The sequence below is a fragment of the Pseudomonas parafulva genome (genome assembly GCF_002021815.1).
In the GTDB taxonomy this organism is placed as follows: domain Bacteria; phylum Pseudomonadota; class Gammaproteobacteria; order Pseudomonadales; family Pseudomonadaceae; genus Aquipseudomonas; species Aquipseudomonas parafulva_B.
The window spans coordinates 95,949-116,420 of the sequence record NZ_CP019952.1; the positions used below are offsets into that span (position 1 = coordinate 95,949).

Below are 20,472 nucleotides of genomic sequence, written 5' to 3' on the forward strand. Positions count from 1 at the left end.
CGTACCCTAGCGCCTACCTTGTGCGCTGTTCATTGCAGTTATCGTCGACCTCAACCTGTTATCGAGCCCATGACCCGAACCCAGAAAGCCGTCTTCCTCATCGCTGCCCTGATCGTCGTGATCATGGGCCTGATCCTCAACAATGTGCTCAACGCCAAGCGCCCACCGAGCGCTACCGAGCTCATCGATGCCGGCATCATCCTGCTGCCGCAAAGCCGGACGGTGGCTGACGTGACCATGACCAACCAGAACGGCCAGCCGGTGCAGCTGGATGAGTTGAAAGGCAAGTGGTCGCTGCTGTTCTTTGGCTATACCTACTGTCCGGACATCTGCCCCACCACATTGGCGCAGCTGCGACAGGTAAAGAGTGAACTGCCCAAGCAGGCGCTGGACCGCTTGCAGGTGGTGTTGGTGAGCGTGGACCCCAACCGCGACACGCCGAGCCAGCTCAAGCAATACCTGGGTTACTTCGACAAGGACTTCGTGGGGTTGGCCGGTTCCGTGGAAGATACCCAGAAGCTGGCCAATGCGCTTAGCATCCCCTTCATCCCTGCCGACACCAGCAAGCCCGGTTACACCGTGGACCACAGTGGCAACCTGGCAATCGTCGGCCCGGACGGCAGTCAGCGTGGCTTCATTCGTGCGCCGTTCGACAGCAAGAAGTTGGTGGCCCGCCTGCCCGGTCTGGTCCGGGGCGACTGAGCATCTGTCAGGGCCCTGCGCGGGACCTGGCCTCTGGAGCGATAGCACAGGCGCATGACCCCCGTGCTTGCGTCACGCTCCAAATGGCAACCTCACCCTGGGCCGCTTGGCGACCCAGGGTGCAGGCTCAGAACGCGGGTACTACAGCGCCTTTGTATTTCTCGGTGATGAACTGCTTCACCTCGGGCGAATGCAGGGCGGCTGCCAGTTTCTTCATGTCTTCACTGTCCTTGTTGTCCGGACGCGCGACGAGGATATTCACGTAAGGCGAATCGCTGCCCTCAATGGCCAGCGCATCCTTTTCCGGGTTCAACTTGGCTTCCAGCGCATAGTTGGTGTTGATCAGGGCGGCATCGACCTGGGTCAGCACGCGCGGGATGGTGGCCGCTTCTAGTTCGCGGAACTTGATGTTCTTCGGGTTCTCGGCAACGTCTTTCACGGTGGAGAGGATGTTGCTGTTGTCCTTGAGCTTGATGACGCCGGCCTTGTCCAGCAGCAGCAGGGCACGGCCACCGTTGGTGGCATCGTTGGGGATGACCACGGTAGCGCCGGATGGGAGTTCGTCGAGCTTCTTGATCTTGGTGGAATAAACGCCCAGCGGTTCGATGTGCACGCCAGTCACGTTCACCAGATCGGTACCCTTGGCCTTGTTGAACTCATCGAGGTAAGGCTGGTGCTGGAAGAAGTTGGCGTCGAGGCGCTTTTCCGCCACCTGCACGTTTGGCTGAATGTAGTCGGTGAATTCCTTCACCTTCAGCTCTACCCCTTCCTTGGCCAGCAGCGGCTTGACCACGTTGAGGATCTCGGCGTGGGGTACCGGCGTAGCAGCGACGGTCAGGGTATCGGCCTGGGCCGAGAAGGCCGCGATGGCGGCAGCGACAGCAAGCAGCTTCTTCATTGATCACTCCTTGTGAGGGCCGCGACGGCCCCCGAACGGGTCGGCCGAGCCGACCCCATTGGGGTTACTTACGGGAAAAATGCACAACCAGCCGGTCGCCGACACTTTGCAGGACCTGCACCAGCACCAGCAACAGCACCACGGTCACGACCATGACGTCAGTCTGGAAACGCTGGTAGCCGAAACGAATCGCCAGGTCCCCCAGACCACCCGCACCCACGACACCGGCCATCGCGGTATAGGAAACCAGCGTGATGGCCGTGACGGTGATCGCGGCGAAGATCCCTGGCCGGGCCTCGGGCAACAGGGCGCTGGTGATGATCTGGCGCGTGGTGGCACCCATGGACTGTGTGGCTTCGATGATGCCGCGATCCACTTCGCGCAGAGCGGTTTCGACCAGGCGGGCGAAGAATGGCGTGGCACCCACTACCAAGGGCGGAATCGCACCCGCCACGCCCAGCGACGTGCCGGTGATCAGCACGGTGATGGGGATCATCACGATCAACAGGATGATGAACGGCAGCGAACGCAGCACGTTGACCACTAGCGACAGCAAGGCGTACACGCCCTTTTGTTCGAACATCTGGCGCGGACCGCACAGAAACAGCAGCACGCCCAGCGGCAGGCCCAGCAGCACGGTGAAGAACAGCGAGCCGAACAGCATGATCAGGGTATCGACGGTTGCCAGCCAGATTTCGGCCCAGTCGACGTTGGCAAAGAAACTCAAGGCGTCCATCAACGCAGTACCTCCATATGAACATCCGCGGCCTTGAAGCGGGCAAAGGCCGCTTGCATGTCGCCGCCAATCAGGGCGAGCGTGAGCTGACCGTAGGGGACGTCCTTGATGCGATCGATACGCCCGGCAAGGATGCTGTAGTCCACGCCGGTCTCACGGGCAACGGTACCCAGCAGCGGCGCGTAGGTGGCTTCGCCCTGGAAGGTCAGGCGTACGATGCGGCCTGGCACATGGGCGAAGTCGTCGCGCTGTTCGCCTTCATCGACGTGATCGTCTTCCTGCACGAAGCGCTTGGTGGTGGGGTGCTGCGGGTGCAGGAACACATCCGCCACCGAGCCTTGCTCGACGATCTGACCGGCGTCCATCACTGCTACCCGGTCGCAGACGCGGCGGATCACGTCCATTTCGTGGGTAATCAGCACGATGGTGAGTTTCAGCTCCCGGTTGATCTCGGCCAGTAGCTGCAGTACCGAGGCAGTGGTCTGCGGGTCCAGGGCGCTGGTCGCCTCATCACACAACAGGATCTTCGGGTTGGTCGACAAGGCACGGGCAATGCCGACGCGCTGCTTCTGACCGCCCGACAACTGTGCAGGGTACTTGCGAGCATGGTCCGACAGACCGACCCGGGCCAGAAGCTCGACCACGCGTTTGTCAATCTCGGCGCGCGACAATTGGCCAGCAAGGGTGAGCGGCAGAGCGACGTTGTCTGCAACGGTCTTGGAAGCCAGCAGGTTGAAATGCTGGAAAATCATGCCGACCTGCTGGCGAAAACCGCGCAATTGATTGGCATTGAAGGCGGTGACGTCTTCACCATCGACGATAATCTTGCCGCCGGAAGGCTCTTCCAGGCGATTGATCAGGCGCAGCATGGTGCTCTTGCCGGCCCCGGAATGGCCGATCAGGCCGAACACTTGGCCATCCTCGATCGTCAGGGTCGTGGGATTCAGTGCGGGAATTTCTCTACCGGCAACGCGGTAAGTCTTGTGTACCTGTTGGAACTCGATCACGTAGCGAACCTTGTGGGGCGCATGGAAATTGATTCAGCGGTGGGCTGGGGGCCGCATTTTAGCCTTTTATAACCGCTGTTCTTAGCATTTATTTTGCCTCTGACCAATCTGAACGCTATATGGCGACAGCTGGTCATCCCGATGGAACGCTCGCGCCTCTGGCCGAGTCACTAGCTGGACAAGCCCGATCGGGCACCTTAAGACTGATGAGGAAAGCCAACCATGCCCAGCAAGAACAAGGATGCGCCGAAGCACAGCGAGGCCGCAGGTACCCAGACCCCGGATCGGGCCAATACCAATGCCAAGCTGCAGAGCCTGGAAGCAGACCGCAGCGATGCCACCGGGCAGGCGCTGCGCACTAATCAGGGTGTGCGCATCTCGGACAACCAGAACACCTTGAAGGCCGGCGACCGCGGCCCCTCGCTGCTTGAAGACTTCATCATGCGCGAGAAGATCACCCATTTTGACCATGAGCGCATCCCGGAGCGTATCGTCCATGCCCGAGGCACCGGTGCCCACGGTTATTTCCAGAGCTATGGCTGCCACGCCGAACTGACCAAGGCCGGCTTCCTGCAAGACCCGGAAAAGATCACCCCGGTATTCGTACGCTTCTCCACCGTACAGGGGCCGCGCGGCTCTGGTGACACGGTACGTGACGTGCGCGGCTTTGCCGTGAAGTTCTACACCGATGAAGGCAACTTCGACCTGGTCGGCAACAACATGCCGGTGTTCTTCATCCAAGACGCGATCAAGTTCCCGGACTTCGTACACGCCGTCAAGCCCGAGCCGCACAATGAGATCCCTACCGGCGGTTCGGCTCACGACACCTTCTGGGACTTCGTCTCGCTGGTGCCTGAATCGGCGCACATGGTCGTCTGGGCCATGTCCGACCGTGCCATTCCGCGCAGCCTGCGCATGATGGAAGGCTTCGGCGTGCACACCTTCCGCCTGGTCAACGCCGAAGGCGTGGCCCACTTCGTCAAGTTCCACTGGAAGCCCAGCGAGGGCGTGCACTCCGTACTGTGGGACGAGGCGCAAAAGCTGGCGGGCAAGGACACCGACTATCACCGTCGTGACCTGTGGGAAGCCATCGAAACCGGCGATTACCCGGAATGGGAACTGGGCGTGCAGATCGTGCCTGAGGCCGACGAGCACAAGTTCGACTTCGACCTGCTGGACCCGACCAAGATCATCCCCGAAGAGCTGGTACCGGTCACGCCACTGGGCAAGATGGTGCTCAACCGCAACCCGGACAACTTCTTCTCCGAGGTCGAGCAGATTGCATTCTGCCCAGGCCACATCGTGCCGGGCATCGACTTTACCAATGACCCGTTGCTGCAAGGTCGCCTGTTCTCCTACACCGATACCCAGATCAGCCGCCTGGGTGGCCCGAACTTCCACCAGATCCCGATCAATCGCCCGGTCGCGCCGAACCACAACAACCAGCGCGACGCGATGCACCAGCATATCGTGCACAAGGGCCGCGCCGCCTACGAGCCCAACTCCATTGATGGTGGCTGGCCGAAGGAAACCCCGCCCGGCCCTCGCGATGGCGGTTTCGAGACCTATCAGGAACGCGTCGATGCGCACAAGATTCGCCAGCGCAGCGATTCGTTCGGTGACCACTTCTCCCAGGCGCGCCTGTTCTTCCAGAGCATGAGCCCGACCGAACAGCAGCACATCATCAAGGCCTACAGCTTCGAATTGGGCAAGGTCGAGCGTGAGCACATCCGCGCCCGCCAGGTGAATGAAATTCTCGCCAACATCGACCTGAAGCTGGCAGCCGCCGTGGCCGAAAACCTAGGCCTGCCAGCCCCTAAAGCCGGTACCGTCAAGGTCAAGGGCAGCCAGCTGGCCAAATCGCCAGCCTTAAGCCAGATGAACCACCCGGGCAAGGTTGGGATCAAGGGTCGCAAGATCGCTGTACTGATCGCCAACGGCGTAGATGCTGCCAGTGTCGACAAGATGGTCAAGGCTCTGGAAGCGCAGAGTGCTCGCCCCATGCTGCTGGGCCCGACCTCCGCGCCTGTGAAGGCCGCCGACGGTACGCAACTGCCGGTGGATGCATCGATGGAAGGTATGCCGTCGATCATGTTCGATGGCATCGTCGTACCCGCTGGCAAGGCATCCACCGATGCCATGGCGGCCAGTGGCCTGGCCAAGCACTTCCTGCTTGAGGGCTACAAGCACCTCAAGGCGATGGTGCTGACTCAGGAACTGCTGGCAACGTTGGGTCTGAAGGAAGACAAAGGTCTGCTGACCGGCGACGACCAGAAGGCCATGGACGCGTTCGTCAAGGCAGTGGAAGGGCATCGCGTGTGGGAGCGTGAAGCGGCTGCCGAAGCGGTTCCTGCTTAAATCACTGGTGTATCAGGGGCTGCCTCGCAGCCCCTGTTCACTGGCTTAGCGCTGGTGGGGAACCAGCACCACCTGAGCAGGCAGTGCGCGCTGGATATCGTGCTTCTGTTTCAGCTCGAAGGTGCTGTCGATCTTGCGAACACGCTTGGTCAATAATGTCTTCAGCCACGGCGCATCCGCGCTGCGTGGCACCTGGAACACCACATCGCAACCATAGTTGACCACGTCGGCGGCAATGTCATCGAGTTGCTGGCGCATGGCTTGGATGTTGGTGGTTTCCAACGCAATGACCGTGCTGGGCGCACTGGGGTCGATCACTCGAGCCCTGGGCTTGGCTTCGGCAGCCTTGAGTGCGGCTTCGGCCTTGGCCAGCTCGGCCTTGCGCGCTTGTGAAACGGCATCACCGCCAGTAACCGCCGGAGCCTGTGGCATGAGTGCGCGCGCGCGCGCCAAGGCTGTGACCGCCGCGTTCACGTCACCCTTCTGCAGCATGATCTGACTGCGTTGCAGGTAAGCTTCGGCCAGCTCGCGCTGGTATTGTTCAATGCGGCCGTCGCCAGGCGACTGCGCTTGCAGGGAGACCAGTTGGTCTTCTGCGGTAGCCAGCTCGTTGCTGGCGATATTTTGTTGCAATTGCTGCCATGCATCAGGCTGGGCAGGCGTGCTGGCCTGTTCGACCGGTGCTTGGGAGCACGCGGCGAGGAACAGGGAAAATACGCCAACAAGCAGACAACGGGAGGCAAACGGCTTCATTCCTGCGGCTCTCTATTTGCGCAAAAAGCGAGCAAGTCTACACCCAGGTGCGCACGCTCGAAAACTGGTCTTACAGACCCTTAACTGCGCCGAAGGTTGCAAGGCAGGCCTTGTAAGCCTTTCGCTCACCGTTTGGGCAGGGCCAGACTCAGCAAGAATAGCACCGCAGCGCACACCACAATGGATGGGCCGGCAGGGGTGTCCTTGAACCATGACAAGGCCAGCCCGCCGCAGACCGCTAGTACGCCGATGACGCTGGCGCCTACAGCCATCTGCTCCGGAGAGCGCGCATGCCGTTGTGCAGCTGCCGCCGGAATGATCAATAAAGAAGTGATCAGCAAGACGCCGACGATCTTCATGGCCACCGCAATGACCACGGCAATGAGCAGCATCAGCGCCATGCGCAAGGCTGCAACCGGTAACCCTTCGACCGTTGCCAGTTCTTCGTGGACGGTGACGGCGAGCAAAGGGCGCCACAAGACGGCGATCAGTACGAGTACCAGGGCGGTACCGCCCAGAATCCAGGCAAGATCGGTCGGGCTGATGGCCAGCAGATCCCCGAACAGGTAAGCCATCAGGTCGATGCGCACGTCGTGCATGAAGCTCAGCACCACCAGGCCCAGGGACAAGGTACTGGGCGCCAGGATGCCCAGTAGCGTGTCGGATGCCAGAGGCTGGCGTTGCTGCAAGGTCACCAGCAGAATCGCCAGCAACAGGCAGCCCACGGTGACGGCCAACGTGGGGCTGACATCCAGCACGAAGCCCAGGGCCACGCCCAGCAAGGCGGCATGGGACAGGGTGTCGCCAAAATAGGCCATGCGCCGCCAGACGACGAACGAGCCAAGAGGGCCAGCTACCAGCGCGAGGGACAGACCAGCGAGCAGGGCGTAGAGAAGAAAATCAGCCATGCTTGCAGTGCGCTCCGTGGACATGGGGGGATGGGGCGACCACCGAACCGTGCAGGTCGTGGCTGTGGTCATGATGATGGTGATAAATGGCCAGGCTCGGTGCGGTCTGGCCGAACAGTTCGACGAATGCCGGGTCACCGCTGACCTGCTCGGGATGACCGGAGCAGCACACATGGCGATTCAGGCACACCACCTGGTCTGTCGCACTCATGACCAGGTGCAGGTCGTGGGAAACCATCAACACGCCGCAACCCAGGCGGTCACGCAGTCGGGTGATGAGGTTGTAAAGCTCGGTCTGCCCTACCACGTCAACGCCTTGGACCGGCTCGTCCAGCACCAGCAACTGCGGCTCTCGCAGCAGTGCACGGGCCAGCAGCACGCGTTGCATTTCACCCCCGGACACAGTCTGGATCGGGCTGTCGATCACGTGCTCGGCGCCGACCTGCTGAAGCGCTGACAAGGCCGCCACGCGATCTACGCCGGGCACCAGGCGTAGAAAGCGCAGCACCGACAACGGCAACGTGGCGTCGACCTGGATTTTTTGCGGCATGTAGCCAATGCGCAGCCGGGGTTTGCGCCATACCGAGCCACGGTGTGGCTTTAGCAGGCCCAGCACGGCGCGGACCAATGTGGTCTTGCCCGCCCCATTGGGCCCGATCAGGGTGACGATCTGGCCCGGCGCGACTGCCAGGTCAATGCTGTCGAGCACGGCCTCGCCGCCATAGGTGACGCCGACCTGCTCCAGCCGGATCAGCGCGTCGCTCATGCCGCGTCCTTGCAGTTGCTGCACACGCCCACGACTTCGACGGTCTGGTTCTCGACCGTGAAACCCACGTGCCTGGCGCTGCCGACGATGGCATCGCTGATACTTGCCTGCTCCAGTTCAATGGCGATATGGCACAGCCGGCAAATCAGAAACTGCCCCTGGTGCGAATGCTCGGGATGGCTACAACCGATGAAGGCGTTCAGCGAGGCGATGCGGTGCACGAGGCCGTTTTCCAGGAGGAAGTCCAGCGCGCGGTACACCGTGGGCGGCGCCGCGCGACGACCATCCTGTTCGCTGAGCACCGCCAGGATGTCGTAGGCGCCCAGCGGTTCGTGGCTCTGCCACACCAGTTCCAGTACCCGGCGACGCAGCGCCGTCAGGCGCAGACCCTGACGGGCGCACAAGGCGTCGGCTTCGGCCAGGGCGCTGTGCACGCAATGGGAATGGTCATGGGGACGGTTGGCCAGCGGCGTAATGGACATGGGCAGCGACGATTCTGGATGGAGACGTTATTATGTTACCTGTTTCTGACGATTCGAGTACCTACCGTGGCCCGATTCCTTACCCTGTTTGTCGCTTTCATCGCATTTTCCGCCCACGCCGACGTGCGTGTGCTGACCAGCATCAAGCCACTGCAACAGATCGCCGCTGCTGTGCAGGACGGTGTCGGCAGCCCTGAAGTGCTGTTGCCGCCAGGCGCCTCGCCTCATCATTACGCATTGCGTCCCTCGGACGTGCGCAGGGTCGCGGATGCGGATTTGCTGTACTGGATCGGCCCGGACATGGAAGGCTTCCTGCCAAGGGTGCTGGGTAACCGCAGCAAGCCGACCGTCGCGGTACAGTCGCTGCCGGGCATGAAGCTGCGTCACTTCGGTGAAGATAGCCATTCCCATGACGAAGACCATGACGACCATGACCATGACCACCGCCCGGGCAGCCTCGATGCGCACTTGTGGTTGTCTTCGGTGAACGCCCGGGTGATCGCTGGAAAGATGGCCGCCGATCTCGCCAGCGCGGACCCTGCCAATGCCGACCGCTACAAGCGTAACCTGGCGGCGTTCACCCAACGCCTGGACGCGCTCGACGCCCGTATCAAGGCACGGGTAGCAGGCGTGGCCGGCAAGCCGTACTTCGTGTTCCACGAGGCCTTCGATTATTTCGAAGCTGAATATGGCCTCAAGCACACTGGCGTGTTCAGTGTGGCCTCCGAAGTGCAGCCCGGCGCTCAACACGTGGCCGCCATGCGCAAGCGGCTGCAGGAAGTGGGCAAGACGTGTGTCTTCAGCGAGCCGCCCTTGCGCCCTCGGCTGGCCGAAACCCTGACAGCCGGTTTGCCGGTGCGCCTGGCCGAGCTCGATGCGCTTGGTGGCACCGATCCGGTAAATGCGCAAGGCTACGAGCGCTTGCTCGACAAGCTAGGAAGCGACCTGGCGAGCTGCCTGGAGCAGTTGTAATGGTATGAGGTGGCGGCATGCCTGGGTTGAGCGCCGCCTGGGCAGCGCCTGATTCCCATGGGCAGACGCAGGGCCTGCCGACAGGATTCGGGTCAGAGGGCGAACGGCAGCTTCACGGCCACCTGCTGGCGCTGCGCCAGGCGCACTTCGAATTCGCTTGGGTCGTGGATCATCACGTCCATGCCGGCGAAGGACTCTGCCGCGATCAGGCGAGACAGCCAGAACCGCACGCAGGCAACGCGCAACATCTGCGGCCAGAGTTCAGCTTCGGCTGCCGTGAATGGCCGCAATGCGGCGTAGGCAGCAAGCAAAGCCTGGGCGCGGGGTACATCGATGCCGGCCTGTGCATCCAGGCACCAGTCGTTCAGGGTAATGGCAATGTCGTACAGCATCGGCCCCGAGCAGGCATTGTAGAAGTCGATGACCCCAGACAAGTGGGTGCCTTCGAACATCACGTTGTCGCGGAACAGGTCGGCATGCAGGTTGGCCCGGGGCAATGCCAGGATCTGCGCCTGGTAGGCGGCGATTTCATCCAGCGCCGGTTGCAGCAGGCTGGCCTGCTCGGCGTTCAGGCGCGGCAGCAGTTCGGCCCCGGCGGCTAGCATCCACTCAAGGCCTCGGTCCGTGCGGCGCTCGATGATGTGTTCGCGGGTGGCCAGGTGAATGTGTGCCAGCAGTTCACCGACCTGGGCACAATGCTGGGAATTGGGCGCCTTGATATGTTTGCCCGAGAGCCTGGGTTGCAGCAGCGCCGGCTTGCCGCACAGTTCGCGCAGGCCATGGCCGTCACGGTCACGAATGGCGTAGGGCACTGGCATCCGGGCCGTGTGCAGGGTATCGAGCAACTCGATGAAGAACGGCATGTCCTCGCTGGGCCCACGCTCGATCAGCGTCAGCACGAACTCCCCCTGTTCGAGGCTGACGAAGAAATTGCTGTTCTCGGTGCCGGCGGCGATACCCTGGAAATCGAGCAGACGACCCAGCTCGTAAGGTGCCAGAAAGGTTTCCAGCTCAGGCCGGGTCACGGGGGTGAAGACTGACATGATGAAAGATTGCCCATGCAGGCACTTCTGGCCGAAGTGCCGGGTTGATGTGAACGGTGCGCGTCAGATTACCACTCGAAGATCTTCCAGGACGGAATCAGCATGTCCGGCTGGTCGGAACGAATGAAATTGCCATCGGAGCCATCGGCGCGTACCAGAAAGTAAGGCTTGCCATGTTTGGGCGTGATCTTGATCGCATACAGGAAGCCGTTTTGGCGATATTCCTGGATGGTCTTGTCGCCTTCCGTGCGAATGGTCACCTCGGGATCGGCCGAGGGCGCGTCATCCGCCGCCAAGGTGACGACGGGCAGACCTGCCATCAGGCAGAGCAGTAACAGGCGATTGAGTGTACGCATGATAACCTAGTCCCTTTGTCGTCAATGATTCTGGCTATTCTAGCGCCGGACCCGTCGAAAAGGTTGATTCTGCTCATGAGCCAAGCGCCCCTCGTCCTCGTGGACGGTTCCTCCTACCTTTATCGCGCCTTCCATGCCCTGCCCCCGCTGACCACGTCCAAGGGTATGCCGACCGGTGCGGTGAAGGGTGTGCTCAACATGCTCAAGAGCCTGCGTAGGCAGTACCCGGACAGCTTGTTCGCCGTGGTGTTCGACGCCAAGGGCGGCACGTTCCGCGACACCCTGTTTGCCGACTACAAGGCCAACCGCCCCAGCATGCCGGACGATCTGCGGGTGCAGATCGAGCCGCTGCATGCCAGCGTCAAGGCCATGGGCTACCCACTGTTGTGCGTCGAAGGCGTCGAGGCTGACGATGTCATCGGTACCTTGGCCCGTAGCAGCGCGGCGCTGAACCGCCCGGTCATCATTTCTACCGGCGACAAGGACATGGCGCAGCTGGTCGACGGGCACATTACCCTGGTCAATACCATGACCGGTAGCGTGCTGGACGTGGCTGGCGTGCACGAGAAATTTGGGGTCGGCCCCGAGCACATCATCGACTTCCTGGCGCTGATGGGCGACAAGGTCGATAACATCCCAGGTGTGCCAGGCGTGGGCGAAAAGACTGCCGTCGGGCTGTTGACCGGGATCGGCGGGGGGCTCAGCGACCTGTACGCGAACCTGGACAAGGTGCCTGCGCTGCCTATCCGTGGCGCCAAGAGCCTGCCCGCCAAGCTTGAAGAGCACCGGGATGCGGCTTTCATGTCCTACGAGCTGGCTACCATCAAGATCGACGTGCCGCTGGACATCGAAGTCGATGCACTGGTGTGCGGCGAACCGGACCGCGAGGCGCTGCTGGCGCTGTACACCGAAATGGAGTTCAAGAGCTGGATTGCCGACCTGCAGCGCGATGCGGCTCGGGAGGGGGACCAACTGCCCCCGGTGGAGGCCCCGGCGGCCATGGTCGAAGCCCGCTATGAAACCATCCTTGATCAAGAACGCTTCGACGCCTGGCTCGAGAAGCTGCGCCAGGCACCGCTGTTCGCGTTCGATACCGAAACCACCGGCCTTGATGCCCAGCGCGCCCAGCTGGTAGGGATTTCCTTTGCCGTCGAGCCCCATGAAGCGGCCTACGTCCCTTTGATGCACGACTACGAAGGCGCCCCTGTCCAGTTGGATCGTGAGGCCGTCCTGCTTGCGCTCAAGCCCCTGCTGGAGGATCCGGCAAAAGCCAAGGTGGGCCAGAACGCCAAGTACGACATCAACATCCTTGCCAACGGTTCGCCCGCGATCCAGGTGCGGGGTGTGGCCTATGACACCATGCTCGAATCGTACGTGTTCAACTCGACGGGCACGCGGCACGACATGGACAGCCTGGCGCAAAAGTACCTTGGGCACACCACCATCGCTTTCGAGGACATTGCGGGCAAAGGTGCCAAGCAGCTGACCTTCAACCAGATTCATCTGGACAAGGCCGGCCCCTATGCGGCCGAAGATGCCGACATCACCCTGCGCTTGCACCAGGCGTTGCAGGCGCATATGGCCAAGACGCCCAGTGTGCAGCCGGTGCTAATGGACATCGAAATGCCGCTGGTACCGGTGCTGGCCAAGATCGAGCGCCAGGGCGCGTTGGTCGATGCGGCGCTGTTGCACGTCCAGAGCGGCGAGCTGGGTGTGAAGATGGCCGAGCTGGAGCAGCGGGCCTTCGAACTGGCGGGGGAGGAATTCAACCTGGGTTCGCCCAAGCAGCTGGGCGCGATCCTGTACGACAAGCTGGGCATGCCGGTGATCAGCAAGACGGCCAAGGGTCAACCATCGACGGCAGAAGCCGTGCTGGACGAGCTGGCCGAACAAGGGTATCCACTGCCTGAAGTGCTGATGCAGTACCGCAGCCTGAGCAAGCTCAAGAGCACCTACACCGACAAGTTGCCGGGGCAGATCAACCCGCGCACGGGTCGAATCCACACGTCGTACCAGCAGGCGGTGGCGGCCACGGGCCGTCTTTCGTCCAGTGACCCGAACCTGCAGAACATTCCGATCCGTACGGCCGAAGGCCGGCGAATCCGCCAGGCCTTCATCGCAAGCCCTGGCTACAAGCTGCTGGCCGCCGACTACTCCCAGATCGAGCTGCGCATCATGGCGCACCTGGCCAAGGACGAAGGCTTGCTGCACGCCTTCCAAAACGATCTGGACGTGCACCGTGCGACGGCAGCGGAAGTATTCGGCGTCGCGCTCGAACAGGTTACCCATGACCAGCGGCGCAGCGCCAAGGCGATCAACTTCGGGCTTATCTACGGCATGAGCGCTTTTGGCCTGGCCAAGCAGATCGGGGTGGACCGCAAGCAGTCCCAGGACTACATCGATCGTTACTTCACCCGCTATCCAGGGGTGCTGGCCTACATGGAGCGTACCCGTGCCCAGGCCGCAGAGCAGGGGTTCGTGGAAACCTTGTTCGGTCGCAGGCTCTACCTGCCTGATATCAACGCCAAGAACCCAGCCTTGCGCCGGGGAGCCGAGCGCACGGCGATCAACGCGCCGATGCAAGGCACGGCCGCCGATATCATCAAGCGCGCCATGGTCAACGTGGACAACTGGCTGACCGAAAGCGCACTGGATGCGCGGGTGATCCTGCAGGTGCACGACGAACTTGTTCTCGAGGTGCGCGAAGACCTCGTGGACCTGGTGAAAGATGAAATTCGAAAGCATATGAGCCAGGCGGCGCAGCTGGATGTGCCGCTGCTGGTCGAGGCCGGTGTAGGCGCGAACTGGGACGAAGCCCACTGATTGCACGGGGCAAAGGGGCGTTGTGTGGCGATTTTTCGTTACAGGCGCCCCGGCCTGTGTCCAGCTGTTTCATGAAACTGCGGCAAATAGTTCCAGGCCCCAGGAACTAAAGCAGTGAACTGCAACTCAGAGTACCTGAATGGCTGGTGAAGCCGTTCGATGCTCCTATGTTGTGTTAAGTGTTGGCAGATATCCGGACCCCGCCCTAGCGGTCCGGGCTTGGACCCCGAACTTCCCCCTCCCCATACGAAGTCCGGGGTTTTTTTTGCCTGAAATTTGCCTGATGCGGGCCTTCGCCCTCAGGCGGCAGGCTTGTCTTCAAGCGCCATCCAGTCGGCCAGCACGCGGTAGGCGTCTTCAAGGCCCAGGCGCTTGGGGGCCGAGAACAGTTGGATGGTCACGCCTTCGCCCCAGCCTTTCCTGATCTCCGATTGCACCTTGAGCAAGGTGTTCTTGGCGGCGCCGTGGGTGAGCTTGTCGGCCTTGGTCAGCAGGATGTGCATGGGCATGCCGCTGGCCTTGGCCCAATCGAGCATCATTTTGTCGAAGTCCGTCATCGGGTGGCGGACATCCATCATCAAGATCACGCCACGCAGGCATTCGCGGCTACCCAGGTAAGCTTCCAGGTGGCGCTGCCAGTGCTGCTTGAGGGGGATGGGCACCTTGGCGTAGCCGTAGCCTGGCAGGTCGACCAGGCGGCGTTCGTCATCCAGGCTGAAGAAGTTCAGCAACTGGGTACGGCCGGGTGTTTTCGAGGTACGGGCCAGGCTGGCATGGGTCAGCGTGTTCAGTGCGCTGGATTTGCCGGCGTTGGAGCGGCCGGCGAAGGCCACCTCGTAACCCTGGTCGTCCGGGCATTGTTCGACCTTGGCAGCGCTGAGGGCGAATTTGGCTTTCTGGCACAGGCCGAGGATGGGGTTCTTGACTTGCATGGGATATCCGATGTGGTGATGCCAGCCCCCTGTCGAGCGGAGCCTGGCAAGCGGTGTCGTTTCCGTTTGGGTGGCGGAAGTATATAATGCCCCAGTTTTTGTGTGCTCATTCTCCCGGCTTTGGGGGACGAGCATGGGGTGTCGAACATGAGCTTGCGCATTAGAACGCAGCGCGGCCCCCAACCCTGAACGTCATGGCGCAATACGCAATGGCCGCTTGCTGTCGGTCTGTTCCTGCCGGTTTTCAGCGCACAGGCTACACAGGATTCCGAGGTGTTGTACAACCGCGTGTGTGCGGGGGGTACAGCGAACGCCTGCTCCATGAGCCCAGACGGGCGATCGGGCAACCCGAATCCTGATCTGGCGCAATGCATGAATAGCTCGGCACGGCACAATGCTCAGGGTTTCAAGGCTATGCCGCCGCGTGGATTGTGCATGGACTGCAGTGCCGAGGACTACCGTCTGGTCATCCTTTGGATGAATGGCAGTCCCGATACATAACATTTCACCCCTAGCCGTGTTGGATTAGCTGATGAACAAACTAGTCGTGAGTCTGCTGTTGAGCCTGGGTGTCGCAGGTGCGGCCACTGCTGCGCAGCCCGTCAAAGGCGATGCCGCCGCAGGTCAGGCCAAGACGGCCGTCTGCGGGGCCTGCCACAACCCAGATGGCAATAGCCTGGCACCGAACTTCCCCAAACTGGCAGGTCAAGGCCAGCGCTACCTCGAAAAACAAATGCACGACATCAAGTCTGGCAAACGCGTCGTGCTGGAGATGACCGGCATGCTGGCCGGCTTCAACGACCAGGACCTGGCCGACATCGCGGCCTATTTCGCCAGCCAGAAAGGCAGCGTGGGTGCAGCCGACCCTGCGCTGGTCGAGCGTGGGCGTGCGCTGTTCAACGGTGGCGACCTGGACAAGGGCATGCCGGCCTGCACGGGCTGCCACTCGCCTGACGGGGCAGGTATCGCACTGGCCGGGTTCCCTCACCTGAGTGGGCAGCATGCCCAGTACGTGAGCAAGCAGCTCACCGACTTCCGTGAAGGCAACCGCACCAATGATGGGGATGCCATGACCATGCGCACCATCGCCGGGAAGCTCAGTAACCATGACATCGAGGCCTTGGCCAGCTACATCCAGGGCCTGCATTAATGCCGGGTTAATGTTGCAAGCCAAAGATGAAAGGGCGGCGCGGCTGCCCTTTTTTTTGCCCGCAGCCGTTACACTACAGAACTAGAGCCCTCCCCGGCCTGTCTCAATCCAGGTCGTGCCGTGGCGACCCATGACTGCTCAGGAGTAAAGCATGCGTAAACTGATTCTCAGCGCTGCGCTGGTCGCTGCCAGCGTACTTGGTATGACTTCCGTCCAGGCCGCAGAGCCTGTAGCCGGCAAGGAATATGTCGAGCTGAGCAACCCGGTTCCGGTTTCCGTGCCTGGCAAGATCGAAGTGGTCGAGTTGTTCTGGTATGGCTGCCCGCATTGCTATCACTTCGAGCCTGTCATCAACCCTTGGGTCGACAAGCTGCCCAAGGATGTCAACTTCAAGCGTGTGCCGGCCATGTTCGGTGGCCCTTGGGATGCCCATGGCCAGATGTTCCTGACCCTGGAAGCGATGGGCGTCGAGCACAAGGTGCACGCGGCGGTATTCGACGCCATTCAAAACCAGCGCAAGCGTCTGACAAGCCCAAAAGACATGGCCGATTTCCTGGCAACGCAAGGTGTGGACAAGGCCAAGTTCCTGGCTACCTACAACTCCTTCGCCATCAAGGGACAGGTCAACCAGGCGAAAGAACTGGCCAAGAAATATGAAATCACTGGCGTTCCCAGCATGGTGGTTAACGGTAAGTACCGCTTCGACCTGGGCACCGCTGGTGGGCCAGAGGGTGTCCTCAACGTGGCCGACCAGTTGATCGACAAGGAGCGCGCTGCCAAGTAGGCAGCGCACCCATGCCTCGCCTACGGGCCACGCGCGGCGTTGCCCTGCCCCAGCCGCAGGTCAACGAGCATCACCTGCAAGCCCCCGGTTTGCCGGAAGATGGTCGTCTGCGGCTGCTTAGCTTCAATATCCAGGTAGGCATCAGTACCGAGCGTTATCGGCATTACCTGACGCGCAGCTGGCAGCACCTGTTGCCGCACACTGGCCGAGCCAGCAACTTGCAGAAAATCGGTAAGTTGCTTGGGGACTTCGACCTAGTGGCCCTGCAAGAGGCGGATGGGGGCAGCATGCGCTCGGGCTATGTCAACCAGGTCGAGCATCTGGCCCAACTGGGTGCCTTCCCCTACTGGTACCAACAGCTCAATCGCAACCTTGGGCGCTTCGCCCAGCACAGCAATGGCGTACTGAGCCGTCTGAAGCCTCATCAGCTCGAAGATCACCCACTGCCTGGCCCAGCAGGGCGCGGGGCTATCCTGGTGCGCTTCGGCGAGGGTGAGGACGCGCTGATCGTGGTCATGATGCACCTGGCATTGGGCGCCAAGACCCGCGCACTGCAGCTGGCCTACATACGCGAACTGATCGGCGGGTACCGCCATCAGGTGTTGATGGGGGACATGAACACCCATGCCACCGACCTGCTCGAGCACTCACCCTTGCGCGACCTTGGCCTGATCGCGCCCCAGGTGGAGGCCACCTTCCCCAGTTGGCGACCACAGCGCTGCCTGGACCACATCCTGCTCAGCCCGAGCCTTACCTTGGAAAGGGTCGAGGTGCTGGCCCAGCCGATTTCCGATCATCTTCCCGTGGCCGTCGAGATCCGATTGCCTGATGCATTGACTGTGGATACGCTGCCGGCCTTGAGCTGAATCAACTGACGCCTCGCTTGCCTTCAAGTGTCCCGGGCGCGCGCCGACAGTGTGTATCAGACAGCCCCAGTTGTATCACCCGTGCGGACACAGGCATGACCGAAGAAGCCGAGCGCTGGAAAGAAAAATACCTGATAAGCATTGAGCAACAGGAGAAGCTCGAACGTCGCTGGGAAGCGCGCCTGGACTTGCTGCGTCGAGGCCTGGTTCGCAGTACGTTGGCCGCCGAGGGCAGCGACAAGGTCGTCGACCAGTGCATGAAGGAAATGCGCGAGGTCATTCGCAGTGACAATATGGATGCCGGGCTTGCCGGCCTGATCCCCCGTCTTGAAAAAGCCGTACTGGAGTCTGAGCAGCGCCGCGAAACCCGCATGCACCAAGTGGGCGATGCGCTGACGGCGCTCGTCGATCAGTTGCAAGGCCTGCCGTTGAGCAGCGATGTCTCAAGGCCCTTGAAGAAGCTTGCCAAGCGGCTGGAGGCCGGCGTTACCCAGTCTCGTGATCTGCCGCCACTGCTGGGGGAACTCAGTGGTCTGCAAGGGCGTGCGCTGGCCGCGCTGGACAGGCCCGAAGGCAGATCGCGGGGCGGCTTTCTGCAGCGATTGTTCAAAGGCCGCGATGAACCGGCGCCTGTCGAGGCCGCCAGCGAGCAGGTGACGGGCCCCGCCCCTGTTGCCGCGCAACCCCTGGTACAGGAAGTATCTCTTCTGTCTCACCACGATGGGCATGAAGGCAACGATGCGTCCCCGTCGCTGATCGAGTCTGAACACGTGCCGGGTGTCGAGCCGCCACCCATTCCCCCGGCACCTCCCATGGCAATGGATACGCCATTGCGAACTGAAGCGGATGATGGCCCGCCCCCTCTGACTGATGTGCCGCTGTCTGATCAAGACGCCTATGCGCTGCCCTACGCAGTCGAGCCGCCCTACAGTCAGGTTGCCGCCCATATCGAGCAGACGCTGCTCGGTCTATTGGATGACCTGAGCCTGCCAGATCGCCACAAGGCGCAGGCGCAGGCGATGCGCGAACGGGTGGCGCGCGGTATGAACTGGTACGAGTTGATTCCTGTACTGGATGATCTTGCCGTGTTGCTGCTGGCGATCACGGACAGTGGCCAGCATGAGTTCGAAACCTATCTGCAATTGCTCAATGAACGGCTCGAAGGTTTCCACGGCCACTTGCAGGCCGCCAGTGCCGGTCACGCCGACAACAGCAGTGCAGCACGCCAGCTGGACACGCAATTGCGTGAACAGGTGGACGGGCTGCAAACCGACATGCAGGGCGCCGCAGACGTATCGAGCTTGAAGCACCTGCTCGAAAGCCGACTCGAGGGCTTGCTGATGACAATGGACCAGCACCAGCACGAGCGCGACCGCCGCGAGCAGGCGCTGGCTGGGCGCCTGCAGGGCCTGTCCGAGCGCGTGGCCAGCATGGAGCAGGAAGCGTTGGGTTATCGTGAGCACCTGGAGGAGCAGCGGCAAAAGGCATTGCTCGACCCACTGACCGGCCTGCCCAATCGTGCGGCCTGGAGCGAGCAGGTAGAGCGCGAAATGCAGCGCTGGCAGGAAAACGGCGGCGACCTGGCCATGGCGATTCTGGACCTGGATCATTTCAAGCAGATCAACGATGGCTACGGGCATCTGGCCGGCGACAAGGTATTGAAGATCGTGGCCGATCAGTTGCGCAAACGGCTGCGGGGCCAGGATTTCATTGCCCGCTTCGGGGGCGAGGAGTTCGTGTTGCTGCTGCCCGACACCTCGCCGGCGGACGCATTACAGGTCGTCGAAACAATGCGCCTTGCCGTAGAGGCCTGCCCGTTTCACTTCAAGGGAGAGCGGGTGGTAGTGTCCACGTCCATCGGCCTGAGCGCCTTCAGGCCCGGCGAGGTGGCCGATCAGGTGCTCAAGCGTGCCGACGCAGCGCTTTACCGTGCCAAGCAACGGGGGCGCAATTGCGTGGAGCAGAACTGACCGGGGCCTGGCAAGGGCGAGCGCAGATGCGGGGAGACCGTTATACTGTAGCGCTCATTCGCTGAGGCCACTGCCGTGCTTTCCACGCTGAAAAAAACACTGATCACCTTACTGCTGCTGACTGTCGCTGGTTGTTCGACGGGCTTGCGCATTGACCGCAGCCACCCGTCAGCCAACCACGACAACCGCATTCAGTTCGTGGTGCTGCACTATACCAATGCTTCGCTGGAGCGCTCGTTGGCGTTGCTGACCCACGGCGAGGTCAGCAGCCACTACCTGATCGGTGATGGCCCCGCCACTGTCTACCAGTTGGTGGATGAAAGCAGGCGAGCCTGGCACGCTGGCGATAGCCAGTGGCAGGGCAGAACCTGGTTGAACTCATCGTCCATCGGCATCGAGATCGTCAATGCTGGCTTTACCGATACGCCTGCCGGGCGGGTATGGCACCCCTACAGCGAAGCGCAGATCCAGTCGCTGATCGCGCTGCTCAAGGACATCGTCAAGCGTAACGGCATCGAACCACGGCACATTATTGGCCACAGCGACATCGCGCCACTGCGCAAGCAGGACCCCGGCCCGCTGTTCCCGTGGAAACGCCTGGCCGACGCCGGCCTGGGCATTTGGCCTGACGCCTCTGCCGTGGCTCGCCAGCAGGCCTATTTTGAGGTCAATCCCCCTACGATTGGGTGGTACCAGCAGGCCCTCGCCCGGTTTGGCTATGCCGTCGAGCAGACGGGCGTGCCCGATGTCCAGACGCGGCACGTGATCGCGGCGTTCCAGATGCGCTTTCGACCTCAACGCTTCGACGGCCAGCCCGATGCGCAGACGGCCGCCATGCTCGAGGTGCTCAACCGCATGCCGTAAAGCGTTGACGGCTGGCAGTTCGGTCCTCGCCCAAGCGAAGCGCTAAACGGCAAAGGTAATTGTCCATTGAGTTGCTATACCTTGGTAATCAACTGGATGCCT

The 20,472-nt window shown here is 61.7% G+C and carries 20 protein-coding genes; 10 read left to right on the forward strand and 10 right to left on the reverse strand.

Annotation, left to right across the window (positions count from 1 at the left end; all coding sequences use genetic code 11):
* Positions 1 to 69 precede the first annotated feature (69 nt).
* Positions 70 to 702, forward strand: coding sequence for an SCO family protein (locus B2J77_RS00480; protein ID WP_078477777.1), 633 nt, complete (start codon positions 70 to 72; stop codon positions 700 to 702).
* 127 nt (positions 703 to 829) lie between these two features.
* Here the strand turns inward: B2J77_RS00480 and B2J77_RS00485 are convergent, their stop codons facing one another.
* From B2J77_RS00485 to B2J77_RS00495, 3 genes are all read right to left on the reverse strand, one after another.
* Entirely contained in the window at positions 830 to 1,600 is a 771-nt protein-coding gene (locus B2J77_RS00485; RefSeq protein ID WP_058638717.1) for a MetQ/NlpA family ABC transporter substrate-binding protein, read from the reverse strand.
* A 64-nt stretch (positions 1,601 to 1,664) separates the two neighbouring features.
* Positions 1,665 to 2,336, reverse strand: a complete 672-nt coding sequence (locus tag B2J77_RS00490; RefSeq protein ID WP_058603678.1) for a methionine ABC transporter permease — start codon at positions 2,334 to 2,336, stop codon at positions 1,665 to 1,667.
* A complete protein-coding gene (locus tag B2J77_RS00495; RefSeq protein WP_078477778.1) occupies positions 2,336 to 3,343 on the reverse strand; it encodes a methionine ABC transporter ATP-binding protein in 1,008 nt (335 codons plus the stop codon). Before B2J77_RS00495 ends, B2J77_RS00490 begins: the two co-directional genes overlap by 1 nt.
* Positions 3,344 to 3,565: 222 nt before the next feature.
* Between B2J77_RS00495 and katE the strand changes: the two genes are divergently transcribed.
* Positions 3,566 to 5,701 (forward strand): catalase HPII, encoded by a 2,136-nt coding sequence (gene katE, locus B2J77_RS00500; RefSeq protein ID WP_058638715.1) that lies wholly within the window; start codon positions 3,566 to 3,568, stop codon positions 5,699 to 5,701.
* A 45-nt stretch (positions 5,702 to 5,746) separates the two neighbouring features.
* On the opposite strand, the gene B2J77_RS00505 is transcribed toward katE, so the two are convergent.
* From B2J77_RS00505 to zur, 4 genes are all read right to left on the reverse strand, one after another.
* Entirely contained in the window at positions 5,747 to 6,454 is a 708-nt protein-coding gene (locus B2J77_RS00505; protein ID WP_078477779.1) for a PA5502 family lipoprotein, read from the reverse strand.
* A gap of 125 nt (positions 6,455 to 6,579) precedes the next feature.
* A complete protein-coding gene (gene znuB, locus B2J77_RS00510; protein WP_078477780.1) occupies positions 6,580 to 7,362 on the reverse strand; it encodes a zinc ABC transporter permease subunit ZnuB in 783 nt (260 codons plus the stop codon).
* Complete coding sequence (gene znuC, locus B2J77_RS00515) at positions 7,355 to 8,128, reverse strand: zinc ABC transporter ATP-binding protein ZnuC (protein WP_078477781.1); 774 nt, start codon at positions 8,126 to 8,128, stop codon at positions 7,355 to 7,357. Before znuC ends, znuB begins: the two co-directional genes overlap by 8 nt.
* Positions 8,125 to 8,610 carry a zinc uptake transcriptional repressor Zur gene (zur, locus tag B2J77_RS00520; protein ID WP_078477782.1) on the reverse strand — a complete coding sequence of 162 codons (486 nt, stop codon included), beginning with the start codon at positions 8,608 to 8,610 and terminating at the stop codon, positions 8,125 to 8,127. Before zur ends, znuC begins: the two co-directional genes overlap by 4 nt.
* Positions 8,611 to 8,628: 18 nt before the next feature.
* Between zur and B2J77_RS00525 the strand changes: the two genes are divergently transcribed.
* Positions 8,629 to 9,582: a zinc ABC transporter substrate-binding protein gene (locus B2J77_RS00525; protein ID WP_230379073.1), complete on the forward strand. Its 954-nt coding sequence runs from the start codon at positions 8,629 to 8,631 to the stop codon at positions 9,580 to 9,582.
* A gap of 92 nt (positions 9,583 to 9,674) precedes the next feature.
* On the opposite strand, the gene B2J77_RS00530 is transcribed toward B2J77_RS00525, so the two are convergent.
* Together B2J77_RS00530 and B2J77_RS00535 are read right to left on the reverse strand one after the other, a co-directional pair.
* Entirely contained in the window at positions 9,675 to 10,625 is a 951-nt protein-coding gene (locus B2J77_RS00530; protein ID WP_078477783.1) for a homoserine kinase, read from the reverse strand.
* 68 nt (positions 10,626 to 10,693) lie between these two features.
* Complete coding sequence (locus tag B2J77_RS00535) at positions 10,694 to 10,981, reverse strand: DUF2782 domain-containing protein (RefSeq protein WP_027913237.1); 288 nt, start codon at positions 10,979 to 10,981, stop codon at positions 10,694 to 10,696.
* A gap of 75 nt (positions 10,982 to 11,056) precedes the next feature.
* Here B2J77_RS00535 and polA point away from each other — a divergent pair, with 75 nt between their 5' ends.
* Positions 11,057 to 13,804: a DNA polymerase I gene (polA, locus tag B2J77_RS00540; RefSeq protein WP_078477784.1), complete on the forward strand. Its 2,748-nt coding sequence runs from the start codon at positions 11,057 to 11,059 to the stop codon at positions 13,802 to 13,804.
* A gap of 299 nt (positions 13,805 to 14,103) precedes the next feature.
* Here the strand turns inward: polA and yihA are convergent, their stop codons facing one another.
* A complete protein-coding gene (gene yihA / locus B2J77_RS00545; RefSeq protein ID WP_058603688.1) occupies positions 14,104 to 14,736 on the reverse strand; it encodes a ribosome biogenesis GTP-binding protein YihA/YsxC in 633 nt (210 codons plus the stop codon).
* Between the two features lie 228 nt (positions 14,737 to 14,964).
* Here yihA and B2J77_RS21565 point away from each other — a divergent pair, with 228 nt between their 5' ends.
* The 6 genes from B2J77_RS21565 (at position 14,965) to B2J77_RS00575 (ending at position 20,370) form a co-directional block, all read left to right on the forward strand.
* Positions 14,965 to 15,237: a cytochrome c5 family protein gene (locus tag B2J77_RS21565; RefSeq protein WP_078477785.1), complete on the forward strand. Its 273-nt coding sequence runs from the start codon at positions 14,965 to 14,967 to the stop codon at positions 15,235 to 15,237.
* Positions 15,238 to 15,268: 31 nt separating this feature from the next.
* A complete protein-coding gene (locus B2J77_RS00555) occupies positions 15,269 to 15,886 on the forward strand; it encodes a c-type cytochrome (protein ID WP_023532830.1) in 618 nt (205 codons plus the stop codon).
* Positions 15,887 to 16,037: 151 nt separating this feature from the next.
* Complete coding sequence (gene dsbA / locus B2J77_RS00560) at positions 16,038 to 16,670, forward strand: thiol:disulfide interchange protein DsbA (RefSeq protein ID WP_058638708.1); 633 nt, start codon at positions 16,038 to 16,040, stop codon at positions 16,668 to 16,670.
* Positions 16,671 to 16,681: 11 nt separating this feature from the next.
* A complete protein-coding gene (locus B2J77_RS00565; RefSeq protein ID WP_023532864.1) occupies positions 16,682 to 17,536 on the forward strand; it encodes an endonuclease/exonuclease/phosphatase family protein in 855 nt (284 codons plus the stop codon).
* Positions 17,537 to 17,631: 95 nt separating this feature from the next.
* On the forward strand, positions 17,632 to 19,506 hold the full coding sequence (locus B2J77_RS00570; protein ID WP_078477786.1) for a GGDEF domain-containing protein: 1,875 nt from the start codon (positions 17,632 to 17,634) through the stop codon (positions 19,504 to 19,506).
* A 75-nt stretch (positions 19,507 to 19,581) separates the two neighbouring features.
* On the forward strand, positions 19,582 to 20,370 hold the full coding sequence (locus tag B2J77_RS00575; protein WP_078477787.1) for an N-acetylmuramoyl-L-alanine amidase: 789 nt from the start codon (positions 19,582 to 19,584) through the stop codon (positions 20,368 to 20,370).
* Positions 20,371 to 20,472: the final 102 nt, after the last annotated feature.

Coding starts and splice junctions, on each gene's coding strand:
- B2J77_RS00480 (WP_078477777.1), top strand. CDS start 70: ATGACCCGAACCCAGAAAGCCGTCTTCCTCATCGCTGCCCTGATCGTC.
- B2J77_RS00485 (WP_058638717.1), bottom strand. CDS start 1,600: ATGAAGAAGCTGCTTGCTGTCGCTGCCGCCATCGCGGCCTTCTCGGCC.
- B2J77_RS00490 (WP_058603678.1), bottom strand. CDS start 2,336: ATGGACGCCTTGAGTTTCTTTGCCAACGTCGACTGGGCCGAAATCTGG.
- katE (WP_058638715.1), top strand. CDS start 3,566: ATGCCCAGCAAGAACAAGGATGCGCCGAAGCACAGCGAGGCCGCAGGT.
- B2J77_RS00505 (WP_078477779.1), bottom strand. CDS start 6,454: ATGAAGCCGTTTGCCTCCCGTTGTCTGCTTGTTGGCGTATTTTCCCTG.
- znuB (WP_078477780.1), bottom strand. CDS start 7,362: ATGGCTGATTTTCTTCTCTACGCCCTGCTCGCTGGTCTGTCCCTCGCG.
- znuC (WP_078477781.1), bottom strand. CDS start 8,128: ATGAGCGACGCGCTGATCCGGCTGGAGCAGGTCGGCGTCACCTATGGC.
- zur (WP_078477782.1), bottom strand. CDS start 8,610: ATGTCCATTACGCCGCTGGCCAACCGTCCCCATGACCATTCCCATTGC.
- B2J77_RS00525 (WP_230379073.1), top strand. CDS start 8,629: ATGGAGACGTTATTATGTTACCTGTTTCTGACGATTCGAGTACCTACC.
- B2J77_RS00530 (WP_078477783.1), bottom strand. CDS start 10,625: ATGTCAGTCTTCACCCCCGTGACCCGGCCTGAGCTGGAAACCTTTCTG.
- B2J77_RS00535 (WP_027913237.1), bottom strand. CDS start 10,981: ATGCGTACACTCAATCGCCTGTTACTGCTCTGCCTGATGGCAGGTCTG.
- polA (WP_078477784.1), top strand. CDS start 11,057: ATGAGCCAAGCGCCCCTCGTCCTCGTGGACGGTTCCTCCTACCTTTAT.
- yihA (WP_058603688.1), bottom strand. CDS start 14,736: ATGCAAGTCAAGAACCCCATCCTCGGCCTGTGCCAGAAAGCCAAATTC.
- B2J77_RS00555 (WP_023532830.1), top strand. CDS start 15,269: ATGAACAAACTAGTCGTGAGTCTGCTGTTGAGCCTGGGTGTCGCAGGT.
- dsbA (WP_058638708.1), top strand. CDS start 16,038: ATGCGTAAACTGATTCTCAGCGCTGCGCTGGTCGCTGCCAGCGTACTT.
- B2J77_RS00565 (WP_023532864.1), top strand. CDS start 16,682: ATGCCTCGCCTACGGGCCACGCGCGGCGTTGCCCTGCCCCAGCCGCAG.
- B2J77_RS00570 (WP_078477786.1), top strand. CDS start 17,632: ATGACCGAAGAAGCCGAGCGCTGGAAAGAAAAATACCTGATAAGCATT.